A 23913-nucleotide genomic window follows, 5' to 3' on the forward strand; every position below is an offset into this window, starting at 1 on the left:
GATAGCCATGACTTCACCCTGCAAGCTCATGCTGCTCGTCACGCTGGCGCTGATGGCAGCGTGTCGCAGCGAGCCGATCCAGTTTCACACGCTGATGCCAACCCAGGTCAGCCGCTCCCCGGCCGGCAGCGAGATCGCCATTGAAGGCGTCAGCGTGCCCGCGCAGGTCGACCGTGCCCAGATCGTGGTCCGCCAAGGTGCCAGCGGGCTGGCCATTCTGGAAACGCAATGGTGGGGCGCCAGCCTGGCCGATGAGCTGCGCAGCGCCTTGGCCGAGCAACTAAGCAGTGGCGTGCCTGGCCAGCAACGCTCGGTAAGAATCATTGTGCAGCGCTTTGATTCCGTGCCCGGCCAATACGCCCTGCTGGATACCAAGTGGCGCCTGCGGGTCGCCGCAGGCGCCAGCCTGGATTGTCGCAGTGTGGTGCAAAGCCCCGCCGGCGCATCAATCGATGCAGTGGTTACGGCCCATCAGCGCAACCTGATGCGGCTGGCCTCGCTGATCAACCAGACCGCGCGCAATCCGCAAGCAGGCTGCGCGGCCAGCCCAAGCCTAGGCCCGGGCGTCTGACTACTCGGTAGGCGATTCGGTATTCACATAGGGCGGCACTTCGGCGAGGGCCAACGCGCGACGCTGCTCACGCTGCGGCAGGCGCCTGGCCGGCAGCGGCTCGAGCATCTGCGCCTGCCCGGTGATCAACGCCCGCTCGATTGCCATGATCACGCGGACATCGCGCCATCCCTCCTCCGCGTCTGGCTCCGGCGCCTGGTCGTTGAGGATGCAATCAGAAAAGTACGCCGTCTCGCCAGCAAACTGATCCACCACTGGATGCACATGCACGCGGGTGGTGCCGTCGAGGGTTGCGCGGTAGCTGATCGCGACATCTTCACCATAGCCATAACAAGGCGAGGCTTCGATTTCGCCCCCGCTACCAAGCAACTGGAAACGCTCCGAGTCGGGTAGGCAGTAGCTGACGGTAAACTGCGCCAGGCGCTCGTCAGGAAAACGCAGCGACACGCTGACGGTGTCCCAGGTGTCGATCCGACTGCCTGGAGAATGGCTGCCCTGCGCACTGACCTCGATCGGCTCGGCATTGAACAGCTGGCGCACCATGTTCAGCGGGTATGGGCCCATGTCAGCTACCGGGCCTGCGGCAAAGCCGCTGTGGGCACGGTGATTGCTCGGCTTGACGGTCTGGGTGAAGATCGAGGTGAACAACCGTGGTTGGCCAAACTCGCCGCTATTCACACGCTCGATCATCTCCAGCGTGCCTGGCTCACAATGCAAACGGTAGGCGACCATCAATTTAGTGCCTGTGCGTTGCGCCACATCGCGGATGGCCACGCAGTCGTCATCGCTGGCCGCCATGGGCTTTTCCAACAGCACATGAATGCCGGCTTCCAGCGCCGGGATGACGAACTCGCGATGGCGGTAGTTGGGCGTGGCAATGTAAACCGCATCTATTTCACCTGAGGCGAGCAGTGCTGCGTAATCGGTGTAGGCCCACGCCTTGAGCTGATAGCGGCTGGCCAGCTGACGGGCCTTCTCAGGGTCGCCAGTCACCAGTGCAGCGAGCGCCGAATTGTCGGTCTGGCCGACCCCAGGCATGAATGCACCCTGTGAGATCGAACCGCCGCCAACCACTGCGTAGCGGATTTTGCCATCTGAACTGGGCATTGCTGTCTCCTTGCGGGAATTATTCACTAGCTAGGAAGTGGGCAAGCAAGCCGGGGCGCGAGTTCGATTTTTTTCTTTGTGGTTCTCACCAGGGGCGTACAAGTGATGCAACGCAATCAGCTTGTGCTGTAGTCGTATTTTGTTACCTGCAGGCCAGTGATTTTGTCTGGACTCCCCCCGGCGACCTCTCTAGGCTACGGCCTCCGTCAAGATAGGGTCCCACCTGTGAAGCAGTCCTCCGGCACATTAAAGTCCGCCCTCTGGGGCTTGCTGCTGGCTACCAGCCTGTGCGCGCACGCCGACCGCGAGGCACCAACGCTGGTTTATTCGTGGCCGGTCAATGCGGGCCCGCTCGACCCGCGCGGCTACGCACCCGACCAGATGTACGCACAGGCCATGGTCTACGAGCCGCTGGTGCGCTACACCGCAGCCGGCACGGTCGAACCCTGGCTGGCCAGTAGCTGGCACGTCAGCGACGACGGCAAGACTTACACCTTCACCCTGCGCGACGGCGTGCGCTTCAGTGACGGCACGCCGTTCGATGCGGCTGCCGCCAAGGCCAATCTGGATGCGGTGCTGGCCAACAGCAAACGCCATCGCTGGCTGGAGTTGGTCACTACGCTGGAGCGGGTCGAAGCGCCGGACCGGCGGACCCTGCAACTGTTCCTCAAACACCCCTACTACCCGACCCTGATGGAACTGGCCCAGGTACGCCCACTGCGCTTCGGTGCGCCGCTGGCCAAACCTGGCGAGCCAGTCGGCACCGGTCCTTGGCAGCGGGTCGAGAGCCGCCTGGGCGAATTTGATCGGTTCACCCGCAACCCGTATTACTGGGGCGCGCAACCCGCCTACGGCGAGGTGCTGGTCAAAGTCATCCCCGACCCCAACAGCCGCGCGCTGGCTCTGCAGACGGGGCAGATCGACCTGATCCAGGGCGCTGCCGGCGAGATCACCGCCAGTACTTTTGTGCGTCTGCGCGATCAGGGCTTTGCCAGTGCACTGTCAGCACCGTTGGCGACTCGCAGCCTGGCGATCAATACTGGCAGAGGCGCAACCCGCGACCTGGCGGTGCGCAGGGCGATCAACCATGGCCTGAACAAACAGGCGATCATCGACAATATTCTGTATGGCCTGGAGCCCCGCGCCGACACACTGTTCGCGCCCAACCTACCTTATGCCGACCTCGGCCTTGCGCCGTATGCCTACGACCCTGCCCTCGCCGCCCGCGAACTGGATGCTGCAGGCTGGCAACTGGTGCCCGGGGCAAGCGTGCGCAGCAAGGGTGGCGAGCCACTGGCAGTCGAACTGGTGTTCCTCGGCACCAGCGCTCTGCAAAAGAGCCTCGCCGAAGTGTTCCAGGGCGAGTTGGCCAAGCTTGGCATGCAGATTACCCTGCGCGCTGTTGAGGAAGGTGCGCTGGTGAGCCGCCAGCGCGAGGGCGACTTCGGCATGATCTTCGCTGACACCTGGGGCGCGCCCTACGATCCACACTCGTTCGTCAGCTCGATGCGCTACCCCGGCCATGCCGACTACATGGCCCAACGTGGCTTGGCGATCAAGGACCAACTCGACCAGCGCATCACCAAGGTACTCGCCAGCACCGACCCACAGCAACGCGCCGAGGAGTACCGTTTCATCCTCACCACCCTGCACGAGCAGGCGGTGTATGTGCCGATCTCCTACCTGACTGCGATCAGCCTGCGCCGCGACGTGGTCGACCACGTGCAGTTCGGCAGCACCCTGTTCGATGTGCCGTTCGAAGCCATGACTCCCAGCCAGGAACATTGACCGATGCTGCGCTATATCCTGTTGCGCCTACTGTTGCTGGTACCGGTCATGCTGGCCGTGTCGTTGCTGGTATTTGTCTTGCTGCATCTGGGCAGTACCGACCCTGCGCTGGACTACCTGCGCCTGTCGCATATCCCGCCCACCGACGCGGCAGTCGCTGAAGTGCGCCAGGCGCTGGGGCTGGATCTGCCCCTGCACCAGCAATACTGGATCTGGCTGTGCAAGGCGCTGCAGCTGGATTTCGGTATCTCTTACCTGACCGGTCGGCCGGTGCTTGACGATCTGCTCTATTACCTGCCGGCGACTTTGCAATTGGGCGGCCTGGCCCTGGCCTGCACCCTGCTCTTCGCAGTGCCGCTGGGCCTGCTGGCGGCGCGTTGGCAGGGGCGCTGGCCAGATCACGCAGTGCGCGCGGTGACCTTCATCGGCGTGTCGATGCCCAACTTCTGGCTGGCGTTTTTGCTGATTGCGCTGTTCTCGCTGTGGCTGGGCTGGCTGCCGGCGCTGGGCCGCGGCAGCCCCGGCCAGCTGGTGATGCCAGTACTGGCGATCGCGCTGATGTCGATGTCGATCAACGCCCGCCTGCTGCGTGCAAGCCTGCTTGAAGCCAGCGGCCAACGGCATGTCACCTACGCCCGTGCCCGGGGTTTGCCCGAGCGGCGGGTGTGGCGCGGGCACATCCTGCGCAATGCCTGGCTGCCACTGGTGACCGCGACCGGCATGCACGTTGGCGAACTGATCGGCGGTGCGCTGGTGATCGAAACCATTTTTGCCTGGCCCGGGGTCGGCCGCTTTGCCGTATCGGCGGTGCTCAACCGTGATTTCCCGGTGATGCAGTGCTTCACCCTGCTGCTGACCGGCCTGCTGATGCTGTGCAACCTGCTGGTGGATATCTGCTATGCCTGGCTTGATCCGCGCAGCCGCCTGCAGGGGGTCGACGCATGAGCGCCTTTGCCGCGGTGCCGCACAAACCGTTGCGACTTCGCTGGAGCCTTGCGGCAGGCGCGCTGCTGGTCAGCTTGCTGGTGCTGCTGGCAGTGTTCGGCCAGTGGCTGGCACCACATGATCCGGACTTGATCGACGTCGGCCAACGCCTGCAACCGGCCAGCATGAGTCACTGGCTGGGCACCGACCACCTCGGCCGCGACCTGCTCTCGCGGCTGATTGTCGGCACCCGCTTGTCGCTGGGCAGCGTGCTGTTGACGCTGTCCCTGGTGTTGGCACTAGGTCTGCTGGTCGGCGGCGTCGCGGGGTTTGTCGGCGGCAAGCTGGACCTGCTGCTGATGCGTCTTTGCGACATGTTCATGACCTTCCCCACGCTGGTGCTGGCGTTTTTTTTCGTCACCCTGCTCGGCACCGGCTTGACCAATGTCATCGTCGCCATCGCCCTCTCCCACTGGGCCTGGTACGCGCGGATGGTGCGCGGCCTGGTCATCGCCCAGCGTGGCCGCGAGTACCTACTGGCAGCACGGCTGGCCGGCGCTTCGCGCTGGAGCCGGCTGCGCCAGCATGTAGTGCCCAACATCGCCGGGCCGCTGCTGGTGCTCGCCACTATGGATATCGGCCATATGATGCTACACGTCTCCGGGCTGTCGTTTCTCGGCCTTGGGGTGACGCCGCCAACTGCCGAGTGGGGGGTGATGATCAACGACGCCAAGGAGTTCATCTGGACCCATCCACAACTGCTGTTGTGGCCGGGGCTTATGATCTTTTTCTCGGTGATGGCCTTCAACCTGCTCGGCGACGCCCTGCGCGACCGCCTCGACCCTGCTCAGGAGCGCCACTAGATGCCCACCCCCACCCTCGAGTTGCGCACCCTCAGCGTTGCCAGCCGGAACACGCTGCTGGTCGATCAACTCAGTCTGCAGCTGCACCGGGGCAAGGTCTGCGCGCTGGTTGGCAGCAGCGGTTCGGGCAAGTCGCTGAGCTGTCTGGGCATGCTTGATCTGCTGCCGCAGGGCCTGCTGCGTAGCGGTGGCGAGCTGTTGCTAGACGGCGTTTCGCTGGCACCTGCGCAGGTGCGCGGGCACGTTGCGAGCCTGGTTCTGCAAAACCCGCGCAGCGCATTCAACCCAGTGCGGAGCATGGCCAGTCATGCTCAGGAAACGCTCAAGCTGCGTGGCGTGCATGGCGCCGATGCCCGTCAGCAAATGATCGAATGCCTTGCCGCAGTTGGCTTGGGCGATCACCAGCGGGTGCTCGAATCGTTCGCCTTCCAGCTCAGTGGCGGCATGCTTCAGCGCATGATGATCGCCTTGGCCTTGATGGCGCAGACCCCTTATCTGCTGGCCGATGAGCCGACCAGCGACCTCGATGCACTGAGCCAGGCACGCTTCCTCGAACTGTTGATGGAGCTGGTTGAAGGACACGGGCTAGGCGTGCTGCTGGTGACTCACGACATGGGCGTGGTCGCACGCTGCGCCGACCACGTGCTGGTGATGGACGCCGGGCGCATCGTCGAACGGCAAGACACCCAAGGTCTGTTCGACGCACCCGCGAGCGCCAGCGCCCGTACACTGCTAGACGCGCACCATCTGCTGACCGGGGGTCATCCATGAGCCTGCTGCGAGTACAGCAAGTTGAACACGGTTATCGCAGTGGCGGGCTGCTCGGCAGAGGTAAGTGGCTGCAGGTGCTGGAAGGCATCGATGTACAGTTCGAGGCCGGCCAGACCACCGGCCTGCTCGGTAGCAGCGGCAGCGGCAAAAGCACTCTCGCCCGCCTGCTGCTCGGGCTTGAGCGGCCCAGCCAGGGCCAGGTCAGCTTCGCCGGGCGGGACGTCAGCCGCTTGCGTGGCGAGGCGGCGCGCGATTTTCAGCGCGCCGTCCAATTGGTGTTTCAGGACGCGCCGAGCGCGTTCAATCCACAGCGCTCGATTGGCTGGAGCATCGCTGAGCCCCTGCGTCATCTGAGCACGATCAGCCAAGCAGCCCAACGCCAGCGCGTGTTGCAGTTGCTGGAGCAACTGGGCCTGTCGGCCGAACACGCCGAGCGTTTGCCGCAACAACTCAGTGGCGGTCAATTGCAGCGGGCCAATATCGCTCGAGCTCTGGCGATTTCACCCCAGCTGGTGGTGCTCGATGAAGCCCTGTCCAATCTCGACCGGGTGTTGCAGGTGCAACTGTTGCAGCGGCTTGAGCAACTGCGCCGCGACACCGGCACCGCGTTCGTGCTGATCAGCCACGACCTGAGCCTGGTGCGCTACTTCTGCCAGCGTGTAATGGTGCTTGCGGATGGCCGCATCGTCGAGGATCGATCCGTCGATCAGGAGCTCAGTTTTCAGCACTCAGCAGGCCAGCAGTTGCAGGCAGCGATGCTGCCAAGCCGTCCTGAGCGTGCGCGTAGCGAGTTTGATCTCGCGTGAAAAAATATTTTCAACAGCCTGCATCCAAACCCGTTCCTGGCGGGTAGTACTGTCAGCAGCCCATCGCTGCCACTCGGTTACTCACCAGGAGATACACCATGAATGGCAAACGTACTCTCAGCCTGATCAGCGCTTCCCTGGCCATCGGCGGCCTGTCCCTGTTCATGCAGACCGCCCAGGCGCAAATGGGCCTGCCGGATGCAGTCAAGGTGCCGGACGGCAACAAAGTGATGATGGAAACCGTCGGCGTAGGCGAGATCACCTACGAGTGCCGCGACAAGGTAGATGCCGCCGGCCAGACCGAGTGGTTCTTCGTCGGCCCCAAAGCCGTGCTCAATGACCGCAAGGGCAAAGCAGTCGGCGACTACTTTGGCCCACCTGCAACCTGGCAGGCCAAGGATGGTTCGAAAGTCACCGGCACCCAGGTCGCCGTCTCCCCAGCCAGCAAAGGCGACATCCCCTACCAACTGGTCAAGGCCAACCCCGCCGACGGCAAAGGCGCGATGCAGGGCGTGAGTTACATTCAGCGCACCGCGACCAAAGGCGGCGTAGCTCCCGCCAGCGCATGCACTGCCGCCAACAAGGGTGAGAAACAGGTTGTCAAATATCAGGCCGACTACATCTTCTGGTCTGCCAAGTGATCGACGTGCACGGCAAGTGCTGACTACAAAAGTCGTCTAAGCTCTGCGACAAACCCCGGCCAGCCGGCTGGGGTCCGCACCCCTTGCCAATGGCTGAACAGAATTTGTCCTTGCCTGAAACCGCGTTTGATTATCAACGTTGCCTGCTGGCCTGCGCTGCAGGCGATCGTAGAGCCCTGCGCGAGCTGTATCAGCAGGAAAGCGCGCGTTTGCTCGGGGTCGCCCTGCGCATCGCACGCGAACCGGCGGTCGCTGAAGACATCGTCCATGACGCCTTCGTGCGCATCTGGACGCATGCCGCAAGCTTCGACCCAGACAGAGGTTCGGCACGTGGCTGGATCTACAGCGTCACCCGGCATCTGGCATTGAACTTCGTGCGTGATGGCGCCCGCCAGGTGCCTCTGGATGAGCAACACGACGAGGCGCTGCAAGCCTCTGCGCAGTGGCAGCCAGTGGACTTTACCGCGCAGGCGCATTCGGCGCGGATTTACCACTGCCTGGAGCAGTTGGAGCCGGCGCGGCGCGACTGCATCCTGCACGCCTACGTCGACGGCTGCACCCATGCAGAAATCGCCCAGCGCATGAGCACGCCGCTGGGCACGGTCAAGGCCTGGATCAAACGCAGCCTGGCAGCATTGCGGGAGTGCATGGGATGAACAACGACCAGAGCAACGCCGATGAGCTGGAGCAACTGGCCGGTGAATACGTACTGGGCACGCTCGACGCCGAGCAACGTGCCGCCGTGCAACAACGCCTGGCCTATGACGGTGCCTTGCGCGCCGCTGTCGATGCTTGGGAGCAACGCCTGCTGGAGTTGACTGCCCTCGCCCCGGCGCAACAACCCTCGAGGCAACTGTGGCAGCGCATTGGCCGCAGCCTGGACAACCTCGCTCCACGTGAAGCAGCCCCCGAACGCAGCGTGAACACCTCCTGGTGGAACCTGCTGCCGCTGTGGCGTGGCCTGGCAGGTGCTGGCCTGGCGGCATGTCTGGTGATGGCCGTGGCGCTGTCGAGCCAGACTGTCACGCCGCCGCAGACCTCCTATCTGGTCGTGCTGGTCGCCCCGCAAGACCGCGCCCCGGGCTGGGTGATTCAGGCCAGCAGTCCGCGTGAGGTCGAGCTGATTCCACTCGGCCAAGTCACTGTGCCGGCCGACAAAACCCTGCAGTTCTGGACCAAGGGTGATGACTGGCAAGGGCCGGTCTCGCTAGGTCTGGTCCAGCCAGGGGAGAAGATTTCGGTGCCGCTGGACAAACTGCCGCCGCTTGAAGCGAACCAGTTGTTCGAACTGACACTGGAGAATGCCGGCGGATCGAAGACTGGCAAGCCGACTGGGCCGATTCAGTTTATTGGCCGGGCGGTAAAAGTCATCTGATTGTCGGCATGGAGCCTGTGGCTTCGAGGTTGAGCACGCATGAGCTATGTGGACAAAGCTGTCCAAAAGCCCTCATGCTCACGGCTTCAAGTTCACGACCGAGCAAGGAAGCCATCATGACTGTTCGCGGTAACGACCGGCAGATCGACAACATCGAATTCAATGTCAGCGACATTGCCCGCAGCAAAGCGTTTTACGCCAAGGCATTCGACTGGACCTTCGTCGATTACGGCCCGACCTACACCGAATTCAGTGACGGTCGCCTGAGCGGCGGTTTCACTACCGGCGAACCGGTACGCCCCGGCGGCCCGCTGGTGATTCTGTACGCCGACGATCTGGATGCGACTCAGCAGCGGCTGCTGGCTGCTGGCGCGCAGATCAGCCTGCAGACCTTCTCATTCCCCGGCGGCAGCCGCTTCCACTTCATCGACCCGGACGGCTACGAGCTGGCGGTGTGGACTGCAACAAGCACTGCTTGATCGCCCCGTTCAGTTGTCGCCGAAAAAACTGCGCCCGCGTTCCTTGAGCAATTCGACCATCGCGGCCACGGCCGGTGGCAGATAGCCCTCGGCGCGAATCGACACCGCCACAGTGCGGTGCATGGTGGTTGCATCCAGGGTCACCGCACGCAAGCGCGACATACCGTGGCCGTGCTCGAGGGTTTCCCTCGCTACAAAGCTCAGCAGCCGGGTGCGCTCGATCAGGCGGGGCAGCATCGAGATGCTGTTGGCTTCGATCTGCACCTGTGGCATCGGCAAATGGTGAGTGGCAAACACGTTGTCGATCCAGCGCCTGGAACTGACCGTGATCGCCGGCAGCACCCAGCGGTATTGGCAAAGGCTGTGCAAGGTGATCGGCGCGGCAAACAGCGGATGGTCGGCACTGGCTACCACCACGGCCTCATCCTGCAGGATCGGGTAACTGCTGACGTGCGGATCATCGACGATCAGCGGGCAGATGATGGCATCCAACCGCCCCGAGCGCAGCGACTCCTTGAGCAGATCGTCCTGGCCGATGGACAGCTGCAAGGTCAGCTCGGGCGCGCGCTGCAACAGCGACTCGGTCAGCCGCGGCAACAAGTACTCAGCCATGCTCGCCGCGCAACCGAGGCGGATGTTGCCAATCAGACCACCGGCAAAATCGCGGACCTCGCGCTCGGTTTCGGCGATGTTCAGCTGCAATTGCCGACCTCGTTCAAGCAGCAACTCGCCTACGTCGGTCAGTTTGATACGTCGACCATCGCGCTTGAATAGCCGCGTGCCAAGTGATTCTTCCAGCCGCTGGATACTTTTGCTCAAGGCGGGCTGGCTGCGGTTGAGCCGTTCGGCAGCCCGGCCAAGATGACCAAGCTCAGCGATGGTGGCGAAGTACGTCAGGTCGCGAAGGTCCATGATTCATGAATTTCAGTTATAGGTTCATCGAAAGTAGAAAATAGACTTGATCGATCGCGCCGTCGATAATTTTCTCCAGCAAGCGCCGTTACCGGGTCGAGGAGAATCACCACGTGCAGTTGTTCCTATCAAATCCCCTGCTGATCCTACGCTGGCTGGCCCTGATCGGTTGCGCTGCCGTCAGCGGCCAACTACTGCATGCGTTGGCAGTGCCTGCAGGATTGTTTCTCGGGCCGATGCTGACCGCGATCGCCTTTGGCGTCAGTGGCGCCGGGCTGCGCCTGCACAAACAGGTGTTTCGCTTTGGCCAGGGCTGCGTCGGCCTGATGGTTGCCCACTCGATGAGCTGGACGGTACTGGCGGCCTTGGCGCAGTCGTGGCCGGTGATGCTGATAACCACGCTGCTCACTGTGCTGTTGAGCGCCATGGTAGGCCTGGCCACTGTGCGTTACGGCGGTATCTCGGCCGCGACTGCAGCCTGGGGCACAGCCCCTGGCGCAGCTTCGGCGATGGTCTCGATGGCGGAAGCACACGGTGCCGATCCTCGGGTAGTGGCAACCATGCAATACGTGCGGGTCGTCTGCGTAGTGATGATCGGCGCGCTGGTCAGCCACTTGCTTGGCGCCGGCGATATCGCCAGCAAGGCGTTGGTACCAGCCGCCAGCACCCCTGCGGTACAGCTGAACCAACTGCTGCCATGCCTGGCAGTGATTGTGATCGGGATAACCCTGGCCGCCAAACTGCCTGCGGGCGCGCTGCTGGCACCGTTGTTGATCGGTAGTGCGCTGCAACTGAGTGGCCTGATGCAGATCACCCTGCCCGGCTGGTTGCTGGCCTTTGCCTATGGCGCCATCGGATGCTACGTAGGCCTGCGTTTCGATCGCGCCACGGTGCGTTATGTGGGGAGCCGCTTGCCGACCATGATCGCCGGAGCGACCGGCTTGATCGCGCTGTGCGCCGGCTGCGCCTGGTTGCTGGCATGGGTCACTGGGCATGATTTTCTTTCGATGTACTTGGCAACCAGCCCAGGCGGGCTGGATGCCATGGCCATCATTGCGGTGGAAACCCACTCAGATGTCGGGCTGGTGCTGGCAATGCAGACCTTGCGCCTGTTTGCCGTGATCATTACCGGTGCCTTTTGCGCCAGACAGATCATCCGCCTGGCCAAGGCCTGAAACCCGCTTACCCCTGCTGCGCGTTTACCAGAGCGCAATGTCGTAGGTCAGGTACAGCCGATTGCTGTCACGACCGCGGGCGAAGTCAGCGCGATAGACGTAGTTACGTGCCTTGATGCCAAGCCCCTTGAAGGTGCCCGACTGGACCACGTAGGCCAGCTCGATGTCACGTTCCCACTCGCTCAGGCCAGCATCGCCGGAACGGCCATTGTCACCGCTCAGGTAGCGGGTCATGAAGGTCAGGCCTGGCACACCGGCTGCAGCAAAGTTGTAGGCGTAGCTGGCCATCCAGGTCTTTTCTTCTTCCTCGATGAACTTGCCGATGCCGACGTTGCTGAACGAGTACACGGTCGCACCGCTGATGTACGGCAGCCCGGCGTCGCCGTTGAGCACCTGGTAACCGGCACCTACGGTATGGCCGCTGTGGGCGTAGGCCAACTGGCCGCTGAGCATGTCGTTGTCGATCCGGCCGGCGTAGGCCGAACCGCTGTCATGGCTGCTGAAGTAGCGCAGGTCGCTGGTCAGCACGCCGCCACCGAGCTTGAGGTCGTGCTGGATACCGGCGAAGTCCTGGCGGTAGAAGTTTTCCAGTTCGCCATGGAAGTAGCTCAGGCGCAGTGTTTTGCTGGCGGCATAGTCAGCACCGGCGTAGCGGAAATCGCCGGTCTCGTCGCCGCGATAGCCGTCGACATAGAGCCCGGTGCTGTCGGACGAATCGCGCTGCTTGAAGCGGTCCAGCTGGCCGGCAGTCAGGGTCAGTCCATCGATATCGGTGCTGACCAGTTGAGTGCCCTGGTAGGTCTGCGGCAACAAGCGTGCATCGTTGTGCACCAGCACCGGGGTCTTGGGCAGCAAGGTGCCGTGCTTGACCACGGTATTGGCCAGCTTGGCTTTGGCGGTTACACCCGCGCTGGCGAACTCGTCGGCCGCGCGGCCATCGTCATGCACCGGCAACAGGCCGGTGCCACTGCGGCCGCGACCGGAGTCGAGCTTGACCCCGACCAGCGCCATGGCATCGAGGCCAACACCGATGGTGCCCTGGGTGAAACCTGACTGGTAATCCAGCAAAAAGCCCTGCGCCCATTCGGTGCGCTCGCTCTTGGCAGTGGCGGCAGCACGGGCAGTCATGCCCTGCTCGTCACGGAAGTTCTCGTTGAAGTAGACATTGCGCAGTTGCAGCTTGAGTTTGCTGTCTTCGATAAAGCCGCCGGCGACGGCCACAGGCAGGCAGCCGCAGAACAGGCCGCAGGCGGCCCCACGCAGAAGGAGTGATTGCATGTCAGAGGACTCTTTTATTGTTTTTTGAAGGGCTGCGCGGGCACCGAGCGGTGCCCGTCCAACAAGGTCAGGCGAAGAACGAAATGGCGCCGGTCAGGACTGCCAGGGCGGTGATTACCAGGGAGGTATACACCGCCCATTTAACCGTGGCTTTCTGGAAGTCGCCGATATCGCGGTCAACCATCCCCACCAGCAGCAGGGTCGAAGCCACCAGCGGGCTCATCAGGTGTACCGGCTGGCCAAGTACCGAGGCGCGAGCGATTTCCACCGGGTCGATGCCGTATGCAGCAGCGGCGTTGGCCAGGATCGGCACCACGCCGAAGTAGTAGGCATCGTTGGACAGGACGAAGGTCAGCGGCATGCTGGTGATCGCCACCACCAGCGGGAACCAGTGCCCCCAGGCATCCGGGATCCAGTCAACCAAAGTCTGCGCCAGCGCGTCGACCATCTTCGTGCCTGAGAAGATGCCCGCGAAGATACCGGCGGCAAACACCAGCAGGACCACGGTCATGGCATTGCCCGAGTGGGCGAGGATGCGCTCTTTCTGGATGTCCAGCTGCGGGTAGTTGATCATCAGCGCAGCAACGAAACCGATCATGAACAGGATCGCCGCGTGCATCACACCCAGCACCAGCGCAGTCATCACCGCGATCACCAGCACCAGGTTGACGTAGGCCAGGCGCGGACGCTTGTGCGGGGTGTCTTCCAGAATCGCCTTGATGTAGCAGTCGCCACCACCGGACTCGAGCTTGATGTTACCAATGCGCTTGCGCTCGCTACGGCCCAGCAGGAACGCGGTGAACACAACCCAGGCGGCGCCGCCGATCATGGTTGGCAGCATCGGGATGAAATAGTGGGTGGCGTCCAGGCCCAAGGCAGCGATGGCGCGAGTAGCCGGCCCGCCCCATGGGCTCATGCCGCTCATGATGCTCAGCGACAGCATCGAGATGGTCGCCAGAATCATCGGGTTCATGCCGATGCGCTTGTACAGCGGCAGCATCGCGGCGCAGGTGATCATGTAGGTGGTGGTGCCGTCACCATCCAGTGCGACCAGCAGCGACAGCAGCGCGGTGCCGATGGCAATTTTCAGCGGGTCGCCATTGACCCTTTTGAGGATCTTGCGGATCAGCGGGTCGAACAAGCCCGCATCGATCATCAGGCCGAAGAAGAGAATGGCAAACAGCAACAGGGCTGCCGACGGCGCAACCATTTTCAGGCCGTCGAGCATCATCTTGCCGGTTTCCGGGGCGAAGCCGCCGATCACCGCAAATACGATAGGCACGACCGTCAAGGCCACGATTGGGGATAAGCGTTTGCTCATGATCAGGTAGGTGAACGTCACTACCATGACCAAACCGAGGAGTGCGAGCATGTCTGTATCTCTTGTTTTTATTGTAAATGTGCACGTCTGCCGGGCAGACGGCGCCTGACTCGCTCGATGCCCGGCAAGGCAGCGAGCGATTGTATGTCAATCGTTAAACAAAGCGTTTAAAGCGATCAGCCGGCGAGCCTGCGCACGGACGGCGCGTAGACGTAGCCGGAGAAGAGCCGCCGGGCAGTGCGTACCACCGAGGCTTGAATCGGCTTGCCTTCGGTGCGTTCCAGGGCAATATCGATGCTGCCGCTCGGGTGTTCCAGGCGCACCTGAGTAAGGCCATTGGCGCGCTCGCCGAGCATCTGCATGACCACCGTGCCTGGGCTGACGCAGGCCGTCGCCAGGCCTATGGCGCCGGTGATGGCCAATGCCCGATGGCAGTCGTGCGGCATGAAGTAACGCACCTGCAGGGTGCCGTCGAATTTGGCGGGCGAGATCAGCACGGGTTTGGGAATGACCATACCGCTGACATCGCCCAGGCCCATCGCCGCGCCGGCCTTGATCCGTAGCGCTTCGATCTTTTGCATCAACGCGCTGTTGCCCTCGAGCTCGGCCGGGCTTTCGCCGCCGGTAACGCCAAGCTTGCTGGCTTCGATGATCATCATCGGCATGGCCATGTCGATGCAGGTCAGCTCGACACCATCGATCACATCGCTGGCCTGACCGGTGGGGAACAGCTTGCCGGTCTTGCTACCAACGGCATCGAGGAAGGTCAACTGCACCGGCGCTGCGGTACCCGGCACGCCGTCGATCGCAGTGCGGCCCTCGTAGCGGACGATACCGCCGGGGGTTTCCACCAGCGAGTTGACGAAGGTTCCGGTGTTCAAGTTGCGGATGCGCACCAGGGTCTTGCCTTCGGTGGCCTTGACCAGGCCCTCTTCGATGGCGAATGGGCCGACTGCGCAGAGCATGTTGCCGCAATTAGGTGCAGTATCGACGCGGCGCTGAGCGACCATGACCTGAACGAACAGGTAGTCGACATCGGCATCGGCGTGTAGCGAGGGGCTGAGGATCGCCACTTTGCTGGTCTGCGGGCTGCCGCCGCCGATGCCGTCGATTTCCAGCTCATGGCCAGAGCCCATCAGGTTGATCAGCATTTCGTCACGCTCGACCACATTGGTCGGCAAGTCCCAGGCATGGAAAAACGGACCCTTGGAGGTACCGCCGCGCATCAGAACACAAGGAATTCGTTGCATGACTACTGACTCTTGTTGATCAATAGGGGGTATTGATGTGTTGGAAACAAGAGTGACAGGGACCGATAAATCAATCCAATGCAAAGATCGTAGCTATTATTGCGTGCAGCAAATGAATCAAGTCGTGGACTGCTGAAGAGAATCGTCATGGAATATGAGCTCCAGGATATAAGATCTTTCGTGAAAATCGCCGAACTTGGCAGCTTCCACGAAGCTGCTGATGTGCTCCATCTGTCTCAACCGGCACTGAGCCGGCGGATCAAGAAGCTAGAAGAAGGCCTGGGTACGCCGTTGCTCGAACGGACTACGCGCCGGGTCAGCCTGACCAGTGTCGGCCGCGACTTCCTGCCCAAGGCCAGGCGCCTGCTGGATGACTTCGAGGACTCGATCCTGAGCATCCGCGAACTGGCCGAACGCCAGACCGGCCAGGTGACCCTGGCCTGCATCCCGACGGCAGCGTTCTACTTTTTGCCGTCGGTGATTCGCCTGTACAACGAGCAATACCCGAAGATCCGTATTCGCCTGCTCGATCTCAGCGCCAACGACGGGCTTGAGGCCGTACTGCGCGGTGAAGCCGACTTCGGCATCAACATGATGAGTGGCCAGCACCCGGACATTGAGTTCGTGCCGCTGGTCGAGGAGAAGTTCGTCCTCGCCTGCCGCCGTGACCACGAGCTGGCCAGCCGCGCGTCGGTGACCTGGACGCAACTGGCCGACTATCGCCTGATCGGCGTAGGCCGCTTGAGCGGCAACCGGATGCTGCTCGACCATGCCTTGTCCGGCCTGAGCTGGCGTCCCAAGTGGTTCTATGAGGTGCAGCACTTGTCGACGTCGCTGGGCATGGTCGAGGCTGGCCTTGGCGTCTCCGCCATGCCCAGCCTGGCCATGCCGGCCGCCGACCACCCTACCCTGGTCAGCGTGCCGCTGAGCGAGCCAGAGGTGACCCGTACCCTCGGCCTGGTCTACCGGCGCGGCGCCTCGCTGTCGCCGGCTGCCGAGAAGTTCGTGGCCATTCTGCTGGAGAAATGGCCGAACAGCTGAGCCGTGCACGGCGACTGGCTTGCGCTGGTACTGAGCGGACGTCATTCGCCCCCCAGGCCGTGCGGATCGGGCTGGCGTTTTTCGATGGCAAACTTGAGCAACGCCGCGCTGCGGAAAATGCCGTGGGCGAACTTGCCGTAGGGCAAGGTCAGGAACAGCGCCATCACGCAACCCAGGTGCACCGCGAGCAAGATGGCCATCGCTCCGGTGTCGCGCCAGCCGAGCAAGGCCAGGCCAGTCAGACTGACCAGCAGCAACAGCAGGATGAACGCGCGGTCCATCGGCCGCTGGCTGACATCGCCATGCGCTGGGTCGCGGCGCAGGTTGAGCAGCAGCAGGCCGACAGGGCCGATGACCAGGCCCACACCGCCGACAGTACCCAGCACTACCGGCCAGCTGAGCAACGGATAAGGCGCCATTTCACCCAGCAGGTAGTGGTAACCGGTGGCGACCACCGTCGCCGCGAAACAGAGCATGAAACCGTAGAAGGTCAGGTGATGAAAACGCCGGCGCCACAAGGTGTAGCGGTCGCTCTCGTTGGTGCAGCCCTGGCCATGACCACCGTCCAGATACTTCAGTGTCAGAACCGCAGTCGAGGCTTCCACCACCGCAGCATGCTTGCTTGCGGGCGGGCTGTCTGCCGGTGCGACCTCGCGCCAGAAGCGTCTGACGGCGATGCTCAACGCCAGCATGGCCGCGGCGAAGACCACGCCAAACATCAACGCCAGGGTGTTATGCGGGAACACCGCATAGAAATCCCCCGCCAACCGCCCTGGTAGCAGCGTGCCATTGATCAGCAGCGCCAGCAGCAGGAACAGCGACAACCCAGCTGCCAGTGCACTGGCGAGCAGCGTGCCGTTATGCCGGTAGAGCCGGCCGAACGCGCTTGGCCAGGCGTAGTCCGAGTAAGTCTGGCCGCGCACGGTGGCCAGCGCCTTCGGCACATTTACGGCAAACTCATGCGGTGCGGCGTACTGGCAGGCATGCAGGCAGGCACCACAGTTGTGACACAGGTTGGCCAGGTAGTGGATGTCGGCCTTGTTGAAGTCCAGCCGCCGGGTCATTGCCGGGAACACCGCGCAAAAGCCCTCGCAATAACGGCAGGCATTACAGATGCGCATCTGCCGGTCGACTTCGCTTTCGTCCACATTCAGCACGGCGATCAGTTCGCCGTGGCCCTTGCTGGGCTCGACCAGCCGCGGTTCAAGCAGTTGCGCAGTCATGGGTAATCTCGCTGGAAGGATGGTGATAGCCGAGCGCTGCCGCCGCCTGGGTGCCGGCAATCCGGCCGAAAGCGGTGCCGATGGACATGCCGACGCCGGCGGTGTAGCCCTTGCCCAAGACGTTGCCGGCCATCATTTCACCGGCAACGAACAGGTTCGGGCTGGGCTTGCCGGCAAAGTGCACGGCGGCGGTGTGATCGGTGCGCAGGCCCAGGTAGGTAAAGGTCACGCCGGGGCGCAACGGGTAGCCGTAGAAAGGTGGGGTATCCAGCGGGCGCGCCCAATGGCTCTTGACCGGTTGCACGCCTTGGGTATGGCAGTCATCAAGCCGAGTGTGATCAAATGTGCCGACCTGGCAGGCTGCGTTGTAGGCCTGCACGGTGGCGACGAATTCGCCCTCGGGCAGGCCGAGCTGCTGTGCCAGTTCGCCGAGGGTATTGGCCTTGGTGCCGGCAAACACCGGCGGCATGAAGCGCCCGAGCGCCTTTTGGTCAATGATCGAAAAGCCCACCTGCCCTGGCTGCTGGGCGACCAGGCGGCCCCAGATGGCATAGCGTTTGGGCCAGAAATCTTCGCCCTCGTCGTAGAAGCGCTGGCCGTCACGGTTGACCACCACGCCGAGCGACACGCAGTCGATACGGGTGCAGATGCCGCCGTCATACAGCGGAGCACGCGCGTCGATGGCAACCATGTGTGCCTGGGTCGGGTCGCCGATGGTGTCGGCGCCCTGCTCCATCAAGCCACGCAATAGCACGCCGGTGTTGAAGCGTGTGCCACGGATCAGGAAATTGTCTGCAGTCCACTCGCCACGTTCGTTCTGGCCCCAGGCCTCGCGTAGCCATTCACGATTGGACTCAAAGCCACCGGCGGCGAGCACACACGCCCGCGCCTCGATACGTTCGGCGGGCAGGTCGCGGCCATCGACGTGACGAGGGCCAATATGGGCGGCCACAAAACGATCACCGTCAAGTTCGATGTGGCTGACCGGTGCGTTGTAGCGAACGCCTACGCCGAGCTGCTCGGCGCTGCGGAAATAGGCATTGACCAGCGCCTTGCCGCCACCCATGAAAAAGGCGTTGGTGCGCGCGGTATGCAGTGCACCGGACAACGACGGCTGAAAGTGCACGCCATGGCTGCGCATCCAGTCCCGGCAGGTCGCCGAAGCTCTGATAACCAGGCGCGCCAGCTTTTCATCGGTCATGCCGCCGGTGACCTTGAGCAGGTCCTGCCAGAACTCTTCTTCCGGGTAGCTCTCGACCAGCACATCCTGCGGCGCATCGTGCATGCACCTGAGGTTGCGCGTGTGCTGCGAGTTGCCACCGCGCCATTCGCGCGGTGCGGCTTCCAGCAACAGCACGCTGGCACCGGCCTCGCGCGCCATCAGCGCAGCGCACAGGGCTGCGTTGCCGCCCCCTATGACGAGCACATCAATCATATCGCCTCCTGTTCAGCGAGGAGACGGGCGTTCGGTTGCTCCTCGCGATGGCGGCGACTTTAGAGCGCTGCCCAGGACGGCGAAACGGGCTGTCGGCACAGGGGCCTGCAGTTTTGCTAAAGGGTCAGGTCGAGAGCATCCGTGCACCGGGCCAACGGCCTTGCTCGACCAGCTCACGCGCCACGTCGAACAGCACGATGCGCGTGGCCAGTGCCGCCGGTGACAGTTCGTCTTCGGCCAGGCTGACCATCACATTGCGCCGCTCGGCGTCGGCATCGCTGATCTCGAACACCTTCAGCCCCGCCTGCAGCGATCGCGCTACCGTGGCGCCTGGCTGGATGGTTGCGGCGTGGCCGGCACACACCGCGTCCATCAACAACGACAGGCCGTCGATCTCCATGACGATGTCAGGCTCATGCCCCACCCGCTCGAAGGCTGAACGCAGTGTCGTGCGCAAACCGTGCTGGGCGCTGGGCAACACCAGCGGCAGATCCTTGAGCTGTGCCAGGCTAAGGCTATCGCCCCACTCCGCCCGCACCAGCGCCGCTGGCACCAACGCAAACAAGCGCTCTTGCAGCAGCGGTCGCAGGCTCAAACGCGGCCCCACATCGGCCTGGAACAGTACCGCCAGGTCCAGATGGCGCGCGTTGAGCTGGTTGACCAGATAACCCGAAAGCATCTCGACCAGATGCAGGCGCACGTCTGGATAACGCTCGCGCATGCGCGCAATCAGCGGCAGGCCGAGGATCGATGCTGTTGTGGGCGCCAGGCCAACGCTGGCATAGCCGCTCATGCGCCCGCTCTGCGCGGCCAGCACAGCGTGCTCGGCCTGACGCAGTGTCAGCCGGGCATGGTGCTGGAACGCCAAACCGGCCGCAGTCGGCGTCACGCCGGTGCTGGTGCGGGTCAACAGTCGCGTGCACAGCTCACCTTCGAGCTTGGACAGCTGCTGGCTCAACGCCGAAGCGCCAACACCCAGCTCAAGGGCGGCGCGGCCGAGGCTGCCGTGTTCGAGTACACCGAGGTAGTAGCGTAATTGGCGCAGTTCCATGGAGACCTCGGGCGATGGTGGGCGGCTACCCTATACTCAAAGCTTTGCACAACTCAATGGCTGGCTCCACGGTGATGTTGCAACCTGCTGGGCCGCACATCGGCACTTTCCCAGCGCGTTGGGATCGAACGTTGCAGACAAACCATTCGACTGTTTCCAGGAGGTGCCTGATGATCCTACGCAACACTTTGCTGCTGTCATGCCTGGCCTTGGCGCTGGCCGGCTGCGCAAGCTCCAGCGACAACCAGAAACCGCCGGCAACCATGCAGGTCGACCTGCAGCGTTACCAGGGCACCTGGTATGAAGTCGCCCGCCTGCCGATGTTCTTCCAGCGCAACTGCGTACAGTCAGAAGCGCGATATGGCCTGCGCGCCGACGGCCTGATCGACGTCACCAATCGCTGCCGTGAAGAAGACGGCAAGTGGAACGAAGTCCACGGCACCGCCGAACCACAGGTGCCGGGCAAGACCGACAAGCTCTGGGTCAAGTTCGACAACTGGTTCAGCAAGCTCCTGCCCGGCTTGACCAAGGGCGAGTACTGGGTGCTGTACCACGATCAGGATTACCAGGTTGCATTGGTCGGCCACCCGAACCGCGAGTATCTGTGGCTGCTGTCGCGCACGCCGACCATCAGCAGTGAAACGCGTGAGAAATTGCTGACTACGGCGCGTGAGCAAGGGTATGACGTGAGTGAGTTGGTGTGGCGTAAGGCGGATTAGATGATATAGGTCGGAAGGGGCTAACGTGTCACGACACCTTCCGACCTATATACTTACAGTTCCAGCTTCTTTTCGACAACAATCATTCCGATTTAATTCACTCACTGATACCCTCAAGCTATAACATTGAAAAATGTGATTCCCCAGTTTCTTTCAGACTAAAAGACTTTCCACAGGGACACCCGACCTCAACTCACAGCAAATCACCGATAGAGGTACGCAGACCAGCCGCGACGGGTTCACCACAACGTTATAACTAAATGAAGTAGCGGCATCCACGCGAACCCTACACACATCAGCAGCCCTCCGACATTGAGACGAATACGCAAGCCCCTAGGGATAAGCCTCAAATCTTCATCAGTGATTTGACCGCGCCGTATATATAGACGACGACAGTGAAGCAACCAAGAAAAATTTATAACGAACCACCACCTATCATGAAACGCTCGAAAATTGCTCGGCATCACAACAATTAATCTCGGATTGGTAGAGACGATCTGTTGCAGACCTTTGAAATCCCGACTCAGAATCACAAACACATACAAACCCATCCCGGCCCACATCAATACAAATGGGGTCACGAAGAGCCACAGCTTTAGGTCTAGCGACCATGATTCAGGGATATTCATCACTGTGTTGTTTCCTCATAGATAACCTCACCTTCCACCTCTCCAAGCGACCCACCATACTTACCACCGATTATTGCACCGGCGCCCACCATCACTAGGCTACAAACAGGGGCATAAGGACCAGCGAAGCCACATACCGCTACAGCGGCTCCCTTGCCACCGGCTGCACCGAGAGATCCGCCAGAGAGTCCGCCTATAAAACTACCCGCCTCTGTAAACCGAATCCGCTTGCACTCCTCCGTCTCGCCCGCTCGACATACTTCCTCCACCTTCAAATAAGACGATGTACCTCCCAAGGCTGTGCCGATGTGTCCGCCATACTTGACGTACTTGGCCGCCTTCGCCACCTCATCCAAATGCGTGGCATACCCCGGAATCTGCCCCGGCCCACCGGCTTTTGACCAATGATGAACCAGGCTTTTGGTAGAAATCTTCAAATCACGACGAAGACGCTCGTAAGGGCCAAGGTTCAATCGCTTGTTCAAAAACGCCGCCTTCAACTGTCTATCCAGCTGCCTGAGCAACTTCTGTCGACTAGCAAAAAACTCCGGGCTGTTCAGGTGGCCGAACTTGGCGAACTGCTGTTTGTGTAACTGGTCGACTTCGAGCAAGGTCGCCCGGACCTGCCTCAGGCCTTGCTCCAGTACATCCTTACCGACACCCATGGACTGGCTGGCGCCTGTCAGCAGCCCTGCAATTTCAGCCTGGTGCTCCATCATGAATTCGGCTTCGTCGTAGTCGAGCAGCGCCAGCGAGTCGCGGGCCTGCTTTGCGGCTGCCATCAGTTGAGCTTCTTCGCGGGTGCAGGCGTCGCCGATGTCGGGGTTACCGATGACGAAAATCTCTCCGGCCTTGAAGCCGTCCTTGAAGGTCGGGTTGAGCATCTGCAGGCGCGAGATCGGCAAGGTGCTGTCCTGCTCAGCCAAATGCAGCAGCACCTGCGGGAAGGACATGTTGCGCTGGACAATATGGAAGCCTGGCTCATTGATATACGGCCGGCTGTCAACGAAGTGCACAGGCTGACCAAAGCTCTGCGCGCTTGGGCCGACCACGCGCGAAGACCTTGTCTCCCGCCAGGGTGGAACAAAGTCAGGTGGCGCTACAACTCGGTTGGTACCGGGCGGGCAAGCGCACAGCACCAGCGAACCATCGACCGCCACTTCGCTGCCATCGGAGATAAAGCATGGCGCGCCTTCGGCGACAGTGCCTGGTTCGGCGCACAACGGGCAGGCCGTGGTCTTGTCGCCGACACGCAGGACCATGCGCCCATCACAGATGTAGCCATCACCCGTGGCGATGCACACCGCACCCGTTGTCGTATCATCGCCATCGACAGCTTGACCTTTACCGTCAATTATCACGCGCATCTGCAAACGCCCTGTGCTTGTTGAGCCAGGAAAACTAGCAGCTGCTGACCGGTATTTTTCCCCGCCAAAAGCGAACAGGATGCGCCCTACTACATTGAGCGAAAAGTCTTACGGCCGGAGACTTTTCCTGACAGCCAAAACGCTCAAACCTGCTTTGAGAGTCTTCATCAGTCAGCCAACGCAAGGCTAAAATAGCCCTCCGAACCCAAGAGGATCCTGCAATGGACCTGCAGTTTCTGGGCACCTCGTCTGGGGTACCCACCAAGGCCCGCAACGTCAGCGCGACAGCAGTCATCGAAGCGTCCGGCAAAAGCTGGTATCTGGTCGATTGCGGCGAAGGCACCCAGCATCAGTTACTTCACACATCACTGTCGATGCGTGATCTGCGCGGGATATTCATCACCCATGTCCACGGTGACCACTGCTACGGGCTGCCGGGATTGCTCGCCAGCGCGGGAATGTCCGGGCGCAGCGAACCGCTCGAACTGATCATGCCGCTGGCACTGCATGAGTGGCTGCGCCTGAGCCTGGCGGTGAGCCAGACCTATCTGCCCTTCGAGCTGCATCTGCTGGCGGTAGAAACGCTGCAGGACTGGCGCAGCGCGCAGGTTGCGGTGACTACCGTAGAGCTGTCGCACCGGGTGCCGAGCTATGGCTTTGTGTTCACCGAGATCAACCCGGAGCCGCGCCTGGACACCGAGCGCCTGCAAGCCGACGGCATCCCGCGCGGGCCGCTGTGGGGTGATCTGGCCCATGGCCGGCAAGTCGAACATGAAGGTCGTGTGCTCGACACGCTGACTTACCTGAAGGCCTCCCGAGCGGCCCGGCGCATCGTCGTCTGCGGCGACAACGACTCACCCGCTCTGTTGGCCGAGGTTGCCAAAGGTGCCGATGTGCTAGTGCATGAAGCCACCTTCACCGAACCTGTGCTGCAACGCTCGCAATCGAACTTCGGCCACAGCACTGCGGCGGCTGTCGCGCAATTTGCCGAGGCTGCAGGTGTACCGAACCTGGTGCTGACTCACTTCAGCGCCCGTTATCAGGACAACCCGCAGCGCAGCCCGTCCATCGATGATGTGCGCCAGGAGGCGCAGGCCCATTACAGCGGGCAACTGACGCTGGCTCGGGACCTGCAGCGTTATCACCTGGGCAAGGATGGCCTGCTCGCAGCGCTGTGAGTTGGCCGA

23 protein-coding genes are annotated in these 23913 nt (G+C 62.1%); 14 read left to right on the forward strand and 9 right to left on the reverse strand.

From position 1 onward, the window contains the following. Window positions 1–7 precede the first annotated feature (7 nt). Window positions 8–571 carry a membrane integrity-associated transporter subunit PqiC gene (locus ACIOAU_RS14570; RefSeq protein ID WP_401182818.1) on the forward strand — a complete coding sequence of 188 codons (564 nt, stop codon included), beginning with the start codon at window positions 8–10 and terminating at the stop codon, window positions 569–571. Here the strand turns inward: ACIOAU_RS14570 and ACIOAU_RS14575 are convergent, their stop codons facing one another. Further along, window positions 572–1678, reverse strand: a complete 1107-nt coding sequence (locus tag ACIOAU_RS14575; protein WP_150572456.1) for a Gfo/Idh/MocA family protein — start codon at window positions 1676–1678, stop codon at window positions 572–574. Window positions 1679–1903: 225 nt separating this feature from the next. On the opposite strand from ACIOAU_RS14575, the gene nikA reads away from it, so the two are divergent. The 9 genes from nikA (at window position 1904) to ACIOAU_RS14620 (ending at window position 9325) form a co-directional block, all read left to right on the forward strand. Further along, window positions 1904–3466: a nickel ABC transporter substrate-binding protein gene (nikA, locus tag ACIOAU_RS14580; protein WP_401182821.1), complete on the forward strand. Its 1563-nt coding sequence runs from the start codon at window positions 1904–1906 to the stop codon at window positions 3464–3466. 3 nt (window positions 3467–3469) lie between these two features. Next, window positions 3470–4411 (forward strand): nickel ABC transporter permease subunit NikB, encoded by a 942-nt coding sequence (gene nikB, locus ACIOAU_RS14585; protein ID WP_401182824.1) that lies wholly within the window; start codon window positions 3470–3472, stop codon window positions 4409–4411. After that, window positions 4408–5253 (forward strand): nickel ABC transporter permease subunit NikC, encoded by an 846-nt coding sequence (nikC, locus tag ACIOAU_RS14590; RefSeq protein WP_150569044.1) that lies wholly within the window; start codon window positions 4408–4410, stop codon window positions 5251–5253. Before nikB ends, nikC begins: the two co-directional genes overlap by 4 nt. Further along, window positions 5254–6024 (forward strand): ATP-binding cassette domain-containing protein, encoded by a 771-nt coding sequence (locus tag ACIOAU_RS14595; RefSeq protein ID WP_150569043.1) that lies wholly within the window; start codon window positions 5254–5256, stop codon window positions 6022–6024. Then, complete coding sequence (gene nikE / locus ACIOAU_RS14600) at window positions 6021–6830, forward strand: nickel import ATP-binding protein NikE (protein ID WP_150569042.1); 810 nt, start codon at window positions 6021–6023, stop codon at window positions 6828–6830. Before ACIOAU_RS14595 ends, nikE begins: the two co-directional genes overlap by 4 nt. Before the next feature lie 98 nt (window positions 6831–6928). Beyond that, window positions 6929–7471, forward strand: a complete 543-nt coding sequence (locus ACIOAU_RS14605; RefSeq protein WP_181089267.1) for a DUF3455 domain-containing protein — start codon at window positions 6929–6931, stop codon at window positions 7469–7471. Between the two features lie 89 nt (window positions 7472–7560). Continuing rightward, window positions 7561–8127, forward strand: a complete 567-nt coding sequence (locus tag ACIOAU_RS14610) for a sigma-70 family RNA polymerase sigma factor (protein ID WP_101320050.1) — start codon at window positions 7561–7563, stop codon at window positions 8125–8127. Then, the gene (locus tag ACIOAU_RS14615) at window positions 8124–8846 is read left to right on the forward strand and encodes an anti-sigma factor domain-containing protein (RefSeq protein ID WP_401182829.1); all 723 of its coding nucleotides are present in this window, start codon (window positions 8124–8126) and stop codon (window positions 8844–8846) included. The genes ACIOAU_RS14610 and ACIOAU_RS14615 overlap by 4 nt, the downstream gene beginning before the upstream one ends. Before the next feature lie 116 nt (window positions 8847–8962). Beyond that, window positions 8963–9325, forward strand: coding sequence for a VOC family protein (locus ACIOAU_RS14620; protein WP_401182832.1), 363 nt, complete (start codon window positions 8963–8965; stop codon window positions 9323–9325). Window positions 9326–9334: 9 nt separating this feature from the next. On the opposite strand, the gene ACIOAU_RS14625 is transcribed toward ACIOAU_RS14620, so the two are convergent. Then, on the reverse strand, window positions 9335–10237 hold the full coding sequence (locus ACIOAU_RS14625; protein WP_401182835.1) for a LysR family transcriptional regulator: 903 nt from the start codon (window positions 10235–10237) through the stop codon (window positions 9335–9337). 113 nt (window positions 10238–10350) lie between these two features. On the opposite strand from ACIOAU_RS14625, the gene ACIOAU_RS14630 reads away from it, so the two are divergent. Continuing rightward, window positions 10351–11412, forward strand: coding sequence for an AbrB family transcriptional regulator (locus ACIOAU_RS14630; RefSeq protein ID WP_401182838.1), 1062 nt, complete (start codon window positions 10351–10353; stop codon window positions 11410–11412). A gap of 24 nt (window positions 11413–11436) precedes the next feature. Here ACIOAU_RS14630 and ACIOAU_RS14635 read toward each other — a convergent pair whose 3' ends face one another. The 3 genes from ACIOAU_RS14635 to ACIOAU_RS14645 all read right to left on the reverse strand — a co-directional run bounded on the left by ACIOAU_RS14635 (window position 11437) and on the right by ACIOAU_RS14645 (window position 15261). Continuing rightward, window positions 11437–12690 (reverse strand): OprD family porin, encoded by a 1254-nt coding sequence (locus ACIOAU_RS14635; RefSeq protein ID WP_150572466.1) that lies wholly within the window; start codon window positions 12688–12690, stop codon window positions 11437–11439. Window positions 12691–12757: 67 nt separating this feature from the next. Beyond that, on the reverse strand, window positions 12758–14062 hold the full coding sequence (locus ACIOAU_RS14640) for a CitMHS family transporter (RefSeq protein WP_150572467.1): 1305 nt from the start codon (window positions 14060–14062) through the stop codon (window positions 12758–12760). A gap of 125 nt (window positions 14063–14187) precedes the next feature. Beyond that, window positions 14188–15261 (reverse strand): 4-oxalomesaconate tautomerase, encoded by a 1074-nt coding sequence (locus ACIOAU_RS14645; RefSeq protein WP_101320064.1) that lies wholly within the window; start codon window positions 15259–15261, stop codon window positions 14188–14190. A gap of 147 nt (window positions 15262–15408) precedes the next feature. Between ACIOAU_RS14645 and ACIOAU_RS14650 the strand changes: the two genes are divergently transcribed. Continuing rightward, on the forward strand, window positions 15409–16302 hold the full coding sequence (locus tag ACIOAU_RS14650) for a LysR family transcriptional regulator (protein WP_101320065.1): 894 nt from the start codon (window positions 15409–15411) through the stop codon (window positions 16300–16302). A 41-nt stretch (window positions 16303–16343) separates the two neighbouring features. Here the strand turns inward: ACIOAU_RS14650 and tcuB are convergent, their stop codons facing one another. The 3 genes from tcuB to ACIOAU_RS14665 all read right to left on the reverse strand — a co-directional run bounded on the left by tcuB (window position 16344) and on the right by ACIOAU_RS14665 (window position 20011). After that, window positions 16344–17525 carry a tricarballylate utilization 4Fe-4S protein TcuB gene (gene tcuB, locus ACIOAU_RS14655; RefSeq protein WP_401182843.1) on the reverse strand — a complete coding sequence of 394 codons (1182 nt, stop codon included), beginning with the start codon at window positions 17523–17525 and terminating at the stop codon, window positions 16344–16346. Then, window positions 17506–18960 carry an FAD-dependent tricarballylate dehydrogenase TcuA gene (tcuA, locus tag ACIOAU_RS14660; RefSeq protein ID WP_188036140.1) on the reverse strand — a complete coding sequence of 485 codons (1455 nt, stop codon included), beginning with the start codon at window positions 18958–18960 and terminating at the stop codon, window positions 17506–17508. The genes tcuB and tcuA overlap by 20 nt, the downstream gene beginning before the upstream one ends. 124 nt (window positions 18961–19084) lie before the next feature. Further along, window positions 19085–20011 (reverse strand): LysR family transcriptional regulator, encoded by a 927-nt coding sequence (locus tag ACIOAU_RS14665; protein WP_101320071.1) that lies wholly within the window; start codon window positions 20009–20011, stop codon window positions 19085–19087. 170 nt (window positions 20012–20181) lie between these two features. Between ACIOAU_RS14665 and ACIOAU_RS14670 the strand changes: the two genes are divergently transcribed. Beyond that, on the forward strand, window positions 20182–20730 hold the full coding sequence (locus tag ACIOAU_RS14670; RefSeq protein WP_101320073.1) for a lipocalin family protein: 549 nt from the start codon (window positions 20182–20184) through the stop codon (window positions 20728–20730). A 628-nt stretch (window positions 20731–21358) separates the two neighbouring features. Here the strand turns inward: ACIOAU_RS14670 and ACIOAU_RS14675 are convergent. Further along, the gene (locus ACIOAU_RS14675; protein ID WP_401182847.1) at window positions 21359–22726 is read right to left on the reverse strand and encodes a PAAR domain-containing protein; all 1368 of its coding nucleotides are present in this window, start codon (window positions 22724–22726) and stop codon (window positions 21359–21361) included. A 221-nt stretch (window positions 22727–22947) separates the two neighbouring features. Here ACIOAU_RS14675 and ACIOAU_RS14680 point away from each other — a divergent pair, with 221 nt between their 5' ends. Continuing rightward, window positions 22948–23904: a ribonuclease Z gene (locus tag ACIOAU_RS14680; RefSeq protein WP_150569033.1), complete on the forward strand. Its 957-nt coding sequence runs from the start codon at window positions 22948–22950 to the stop codon at window positions 23902–23904. The last annotated feature ends 9 nt before the right edge of the window (window positions 23905–23913 follow it).

The sequence above is a fragment of the Pseudomonas sp. NPDC088322 genome (genome assembly GCF_044740745.1).
GTDB classification, from domain to species: domain Bacteria; phylum Pseudomonadota; class Gammaproteobacteria; order Pseudomonadales; family Pseudomonadaceae; genus Aquipseudomonas; species Aquipseudomonas shirazensis.

Excerpts from the sequence above, each read along its gene's own strand:
- ACIOAU_RS14570 (WP_401182818.1), top strand. The coding sequence starts at position 8 with ATGACTTCACCCTGCAAGCTCATGCTGCTCGTCACGCTGGCGCTGATG.
- ACIOAU_RS14575 (WP_150572456.1), bottom strand. The coding sequence starts at position 1,678 with ATGCCCAGTTCAGATGGCAAAATCCGCTACGCAGTGGTTGGCGGCGGT.
- nikB (WP_401182824.1), top strand. The coding sequence starts at position 3,470 with ATGCTGCGCTATATCCTGTTGCGCCTACTGTTGCTGGTACCGGTCATG.
- nikC (WP_150569044.1), top strand. The coding sequence starts at position 4,408 with ATGAGCGCCTTTGCCGCGGTGCCGCACAAACCGTTGCGACTTCGCTGG.
- ACIOAU_RS14595 (WP_150569043.1), top strand. The coding sequence starts at position 5,254 with ATGCCCACCCCCACCCTCGAGTTGCGCACCCTCAGCGTTGCCAGCCGG.
- nikE (WP_150569042.1), top strand. The coding sequence starts at position 6,021 with ATGAGCCTGCTGCGAGTACAGCAAGTTGAACACGGTTATCGCAGTGGC.
- ACIOAU_RS14605 (WP_181089267.1), top strand. The coding sequence starts at position 6,929 with ATGAATGGCAAACGTACTCTCAGCCTGATCAGCGCTTCCCTGGCCATC.
- ACIOAU_RS14610 (WP_101320050.1), top strand. The coding sequence starts at position 7,561 with ATGGCTGAACAGAATTTGTCCTTGCCTGAAACCGCGTTTGATTATCAA.
- ACIOAU_RS14615 (WP_401182829.1), top strand. The coding sequence starts at position 8,124 with ATGAACAACGACCAGAGCAACGCCGATGAGCTGGAGCAACTGGCCGGT.
- ACIOAU_RS14620 (WP_401182832.1), top strand. The coding sequence starts at position 8,963 with ATGACTGTTCGCGGTAACGACCGGCAGATCGACAACATCGAATTCAAT.
- ACIOAU_RS14625 (WP_401182835.1), bottom strand. The coding sequence starts at position 10,237 with ATGGACCTTCGCGACCTGACGTACTTCGCCACCATCGCTGAGCTTGGT.
- ACIOAU_RS14635 (WP_150572466.1), bottom strand. The coding sequence starts at position 12,690 with ATGCAATCACTCCTTCTGCGTGGGGCCGCCTGCGGCCTGTTCTGCGGC.
- ACIOAU_RS14640 (WP_150572467.1), bottom strand. The coding sequence starts at position 14,062 with ATGCTCGCACTCCTCGGTTTGGTCATGGTAGTGACGTTCACCTACCTG.
- ACIOAU_RS14645 (WP_101320064.1), bottom strand. The coding sequence starts at position 15,261 with ATGCAACGAATTCCTTGTGTTCTGATGCGCGGCGGTACCTCCAAGGGT.
- ACIOAU_RS14650 (WP_101320065.1), top strand. The coding sequence starts at position 15,409 with ATGGAATATGAGCTCCAGGATATAAGATCTTTCGTGAAAATCGCCGAA.
- tcuB (WP_401182843.1), bottom strand. The coding sequence starts at position 17,525 with ATGACTGCGCAACTGCTTGAACCGCGGCTGGTCGAGCCCAGCAAGGGC.
- tcuA (WP_188036140.1), bottom strand. The coding sequence starts at position 18,960 with ATGATTGATGTGCTCGTCATAGGGGGCGGCAACGCAGCCCTGTGCGCT.
- ACIOAU_RS14665 (WP_101320071.1), bottom strand. The coding sequence starts at position 20,011 with ATGGAACTGCGCCAATTACGCTACTACCTCGGTGTACTCGAACACGGC.
- ACIOAU_RS14670 (WP_101320073.1), top strand. The coding sequence starts at position 20,182 with ATGATCCTACGCAACACTTTGCTGCTGTCATGCCTGGCCTTGGCGCTG.
- ACIOAU_RS14675 (WP_401182847.1), bottom strand. The coding sequence starts at position 22,726 with ATGCGCGTGATAATTGACGGTAAAGGTCAAGCTGTCGATGGCGATGAT.
- ACIOAU_RS14680 (WP_150569033.1), top strand. The coding sequence starts at position 22,948 with ATGGACCTGCAGTTTCTGGGCACCTCGTCTGGGGTACCCACCAAGGCC.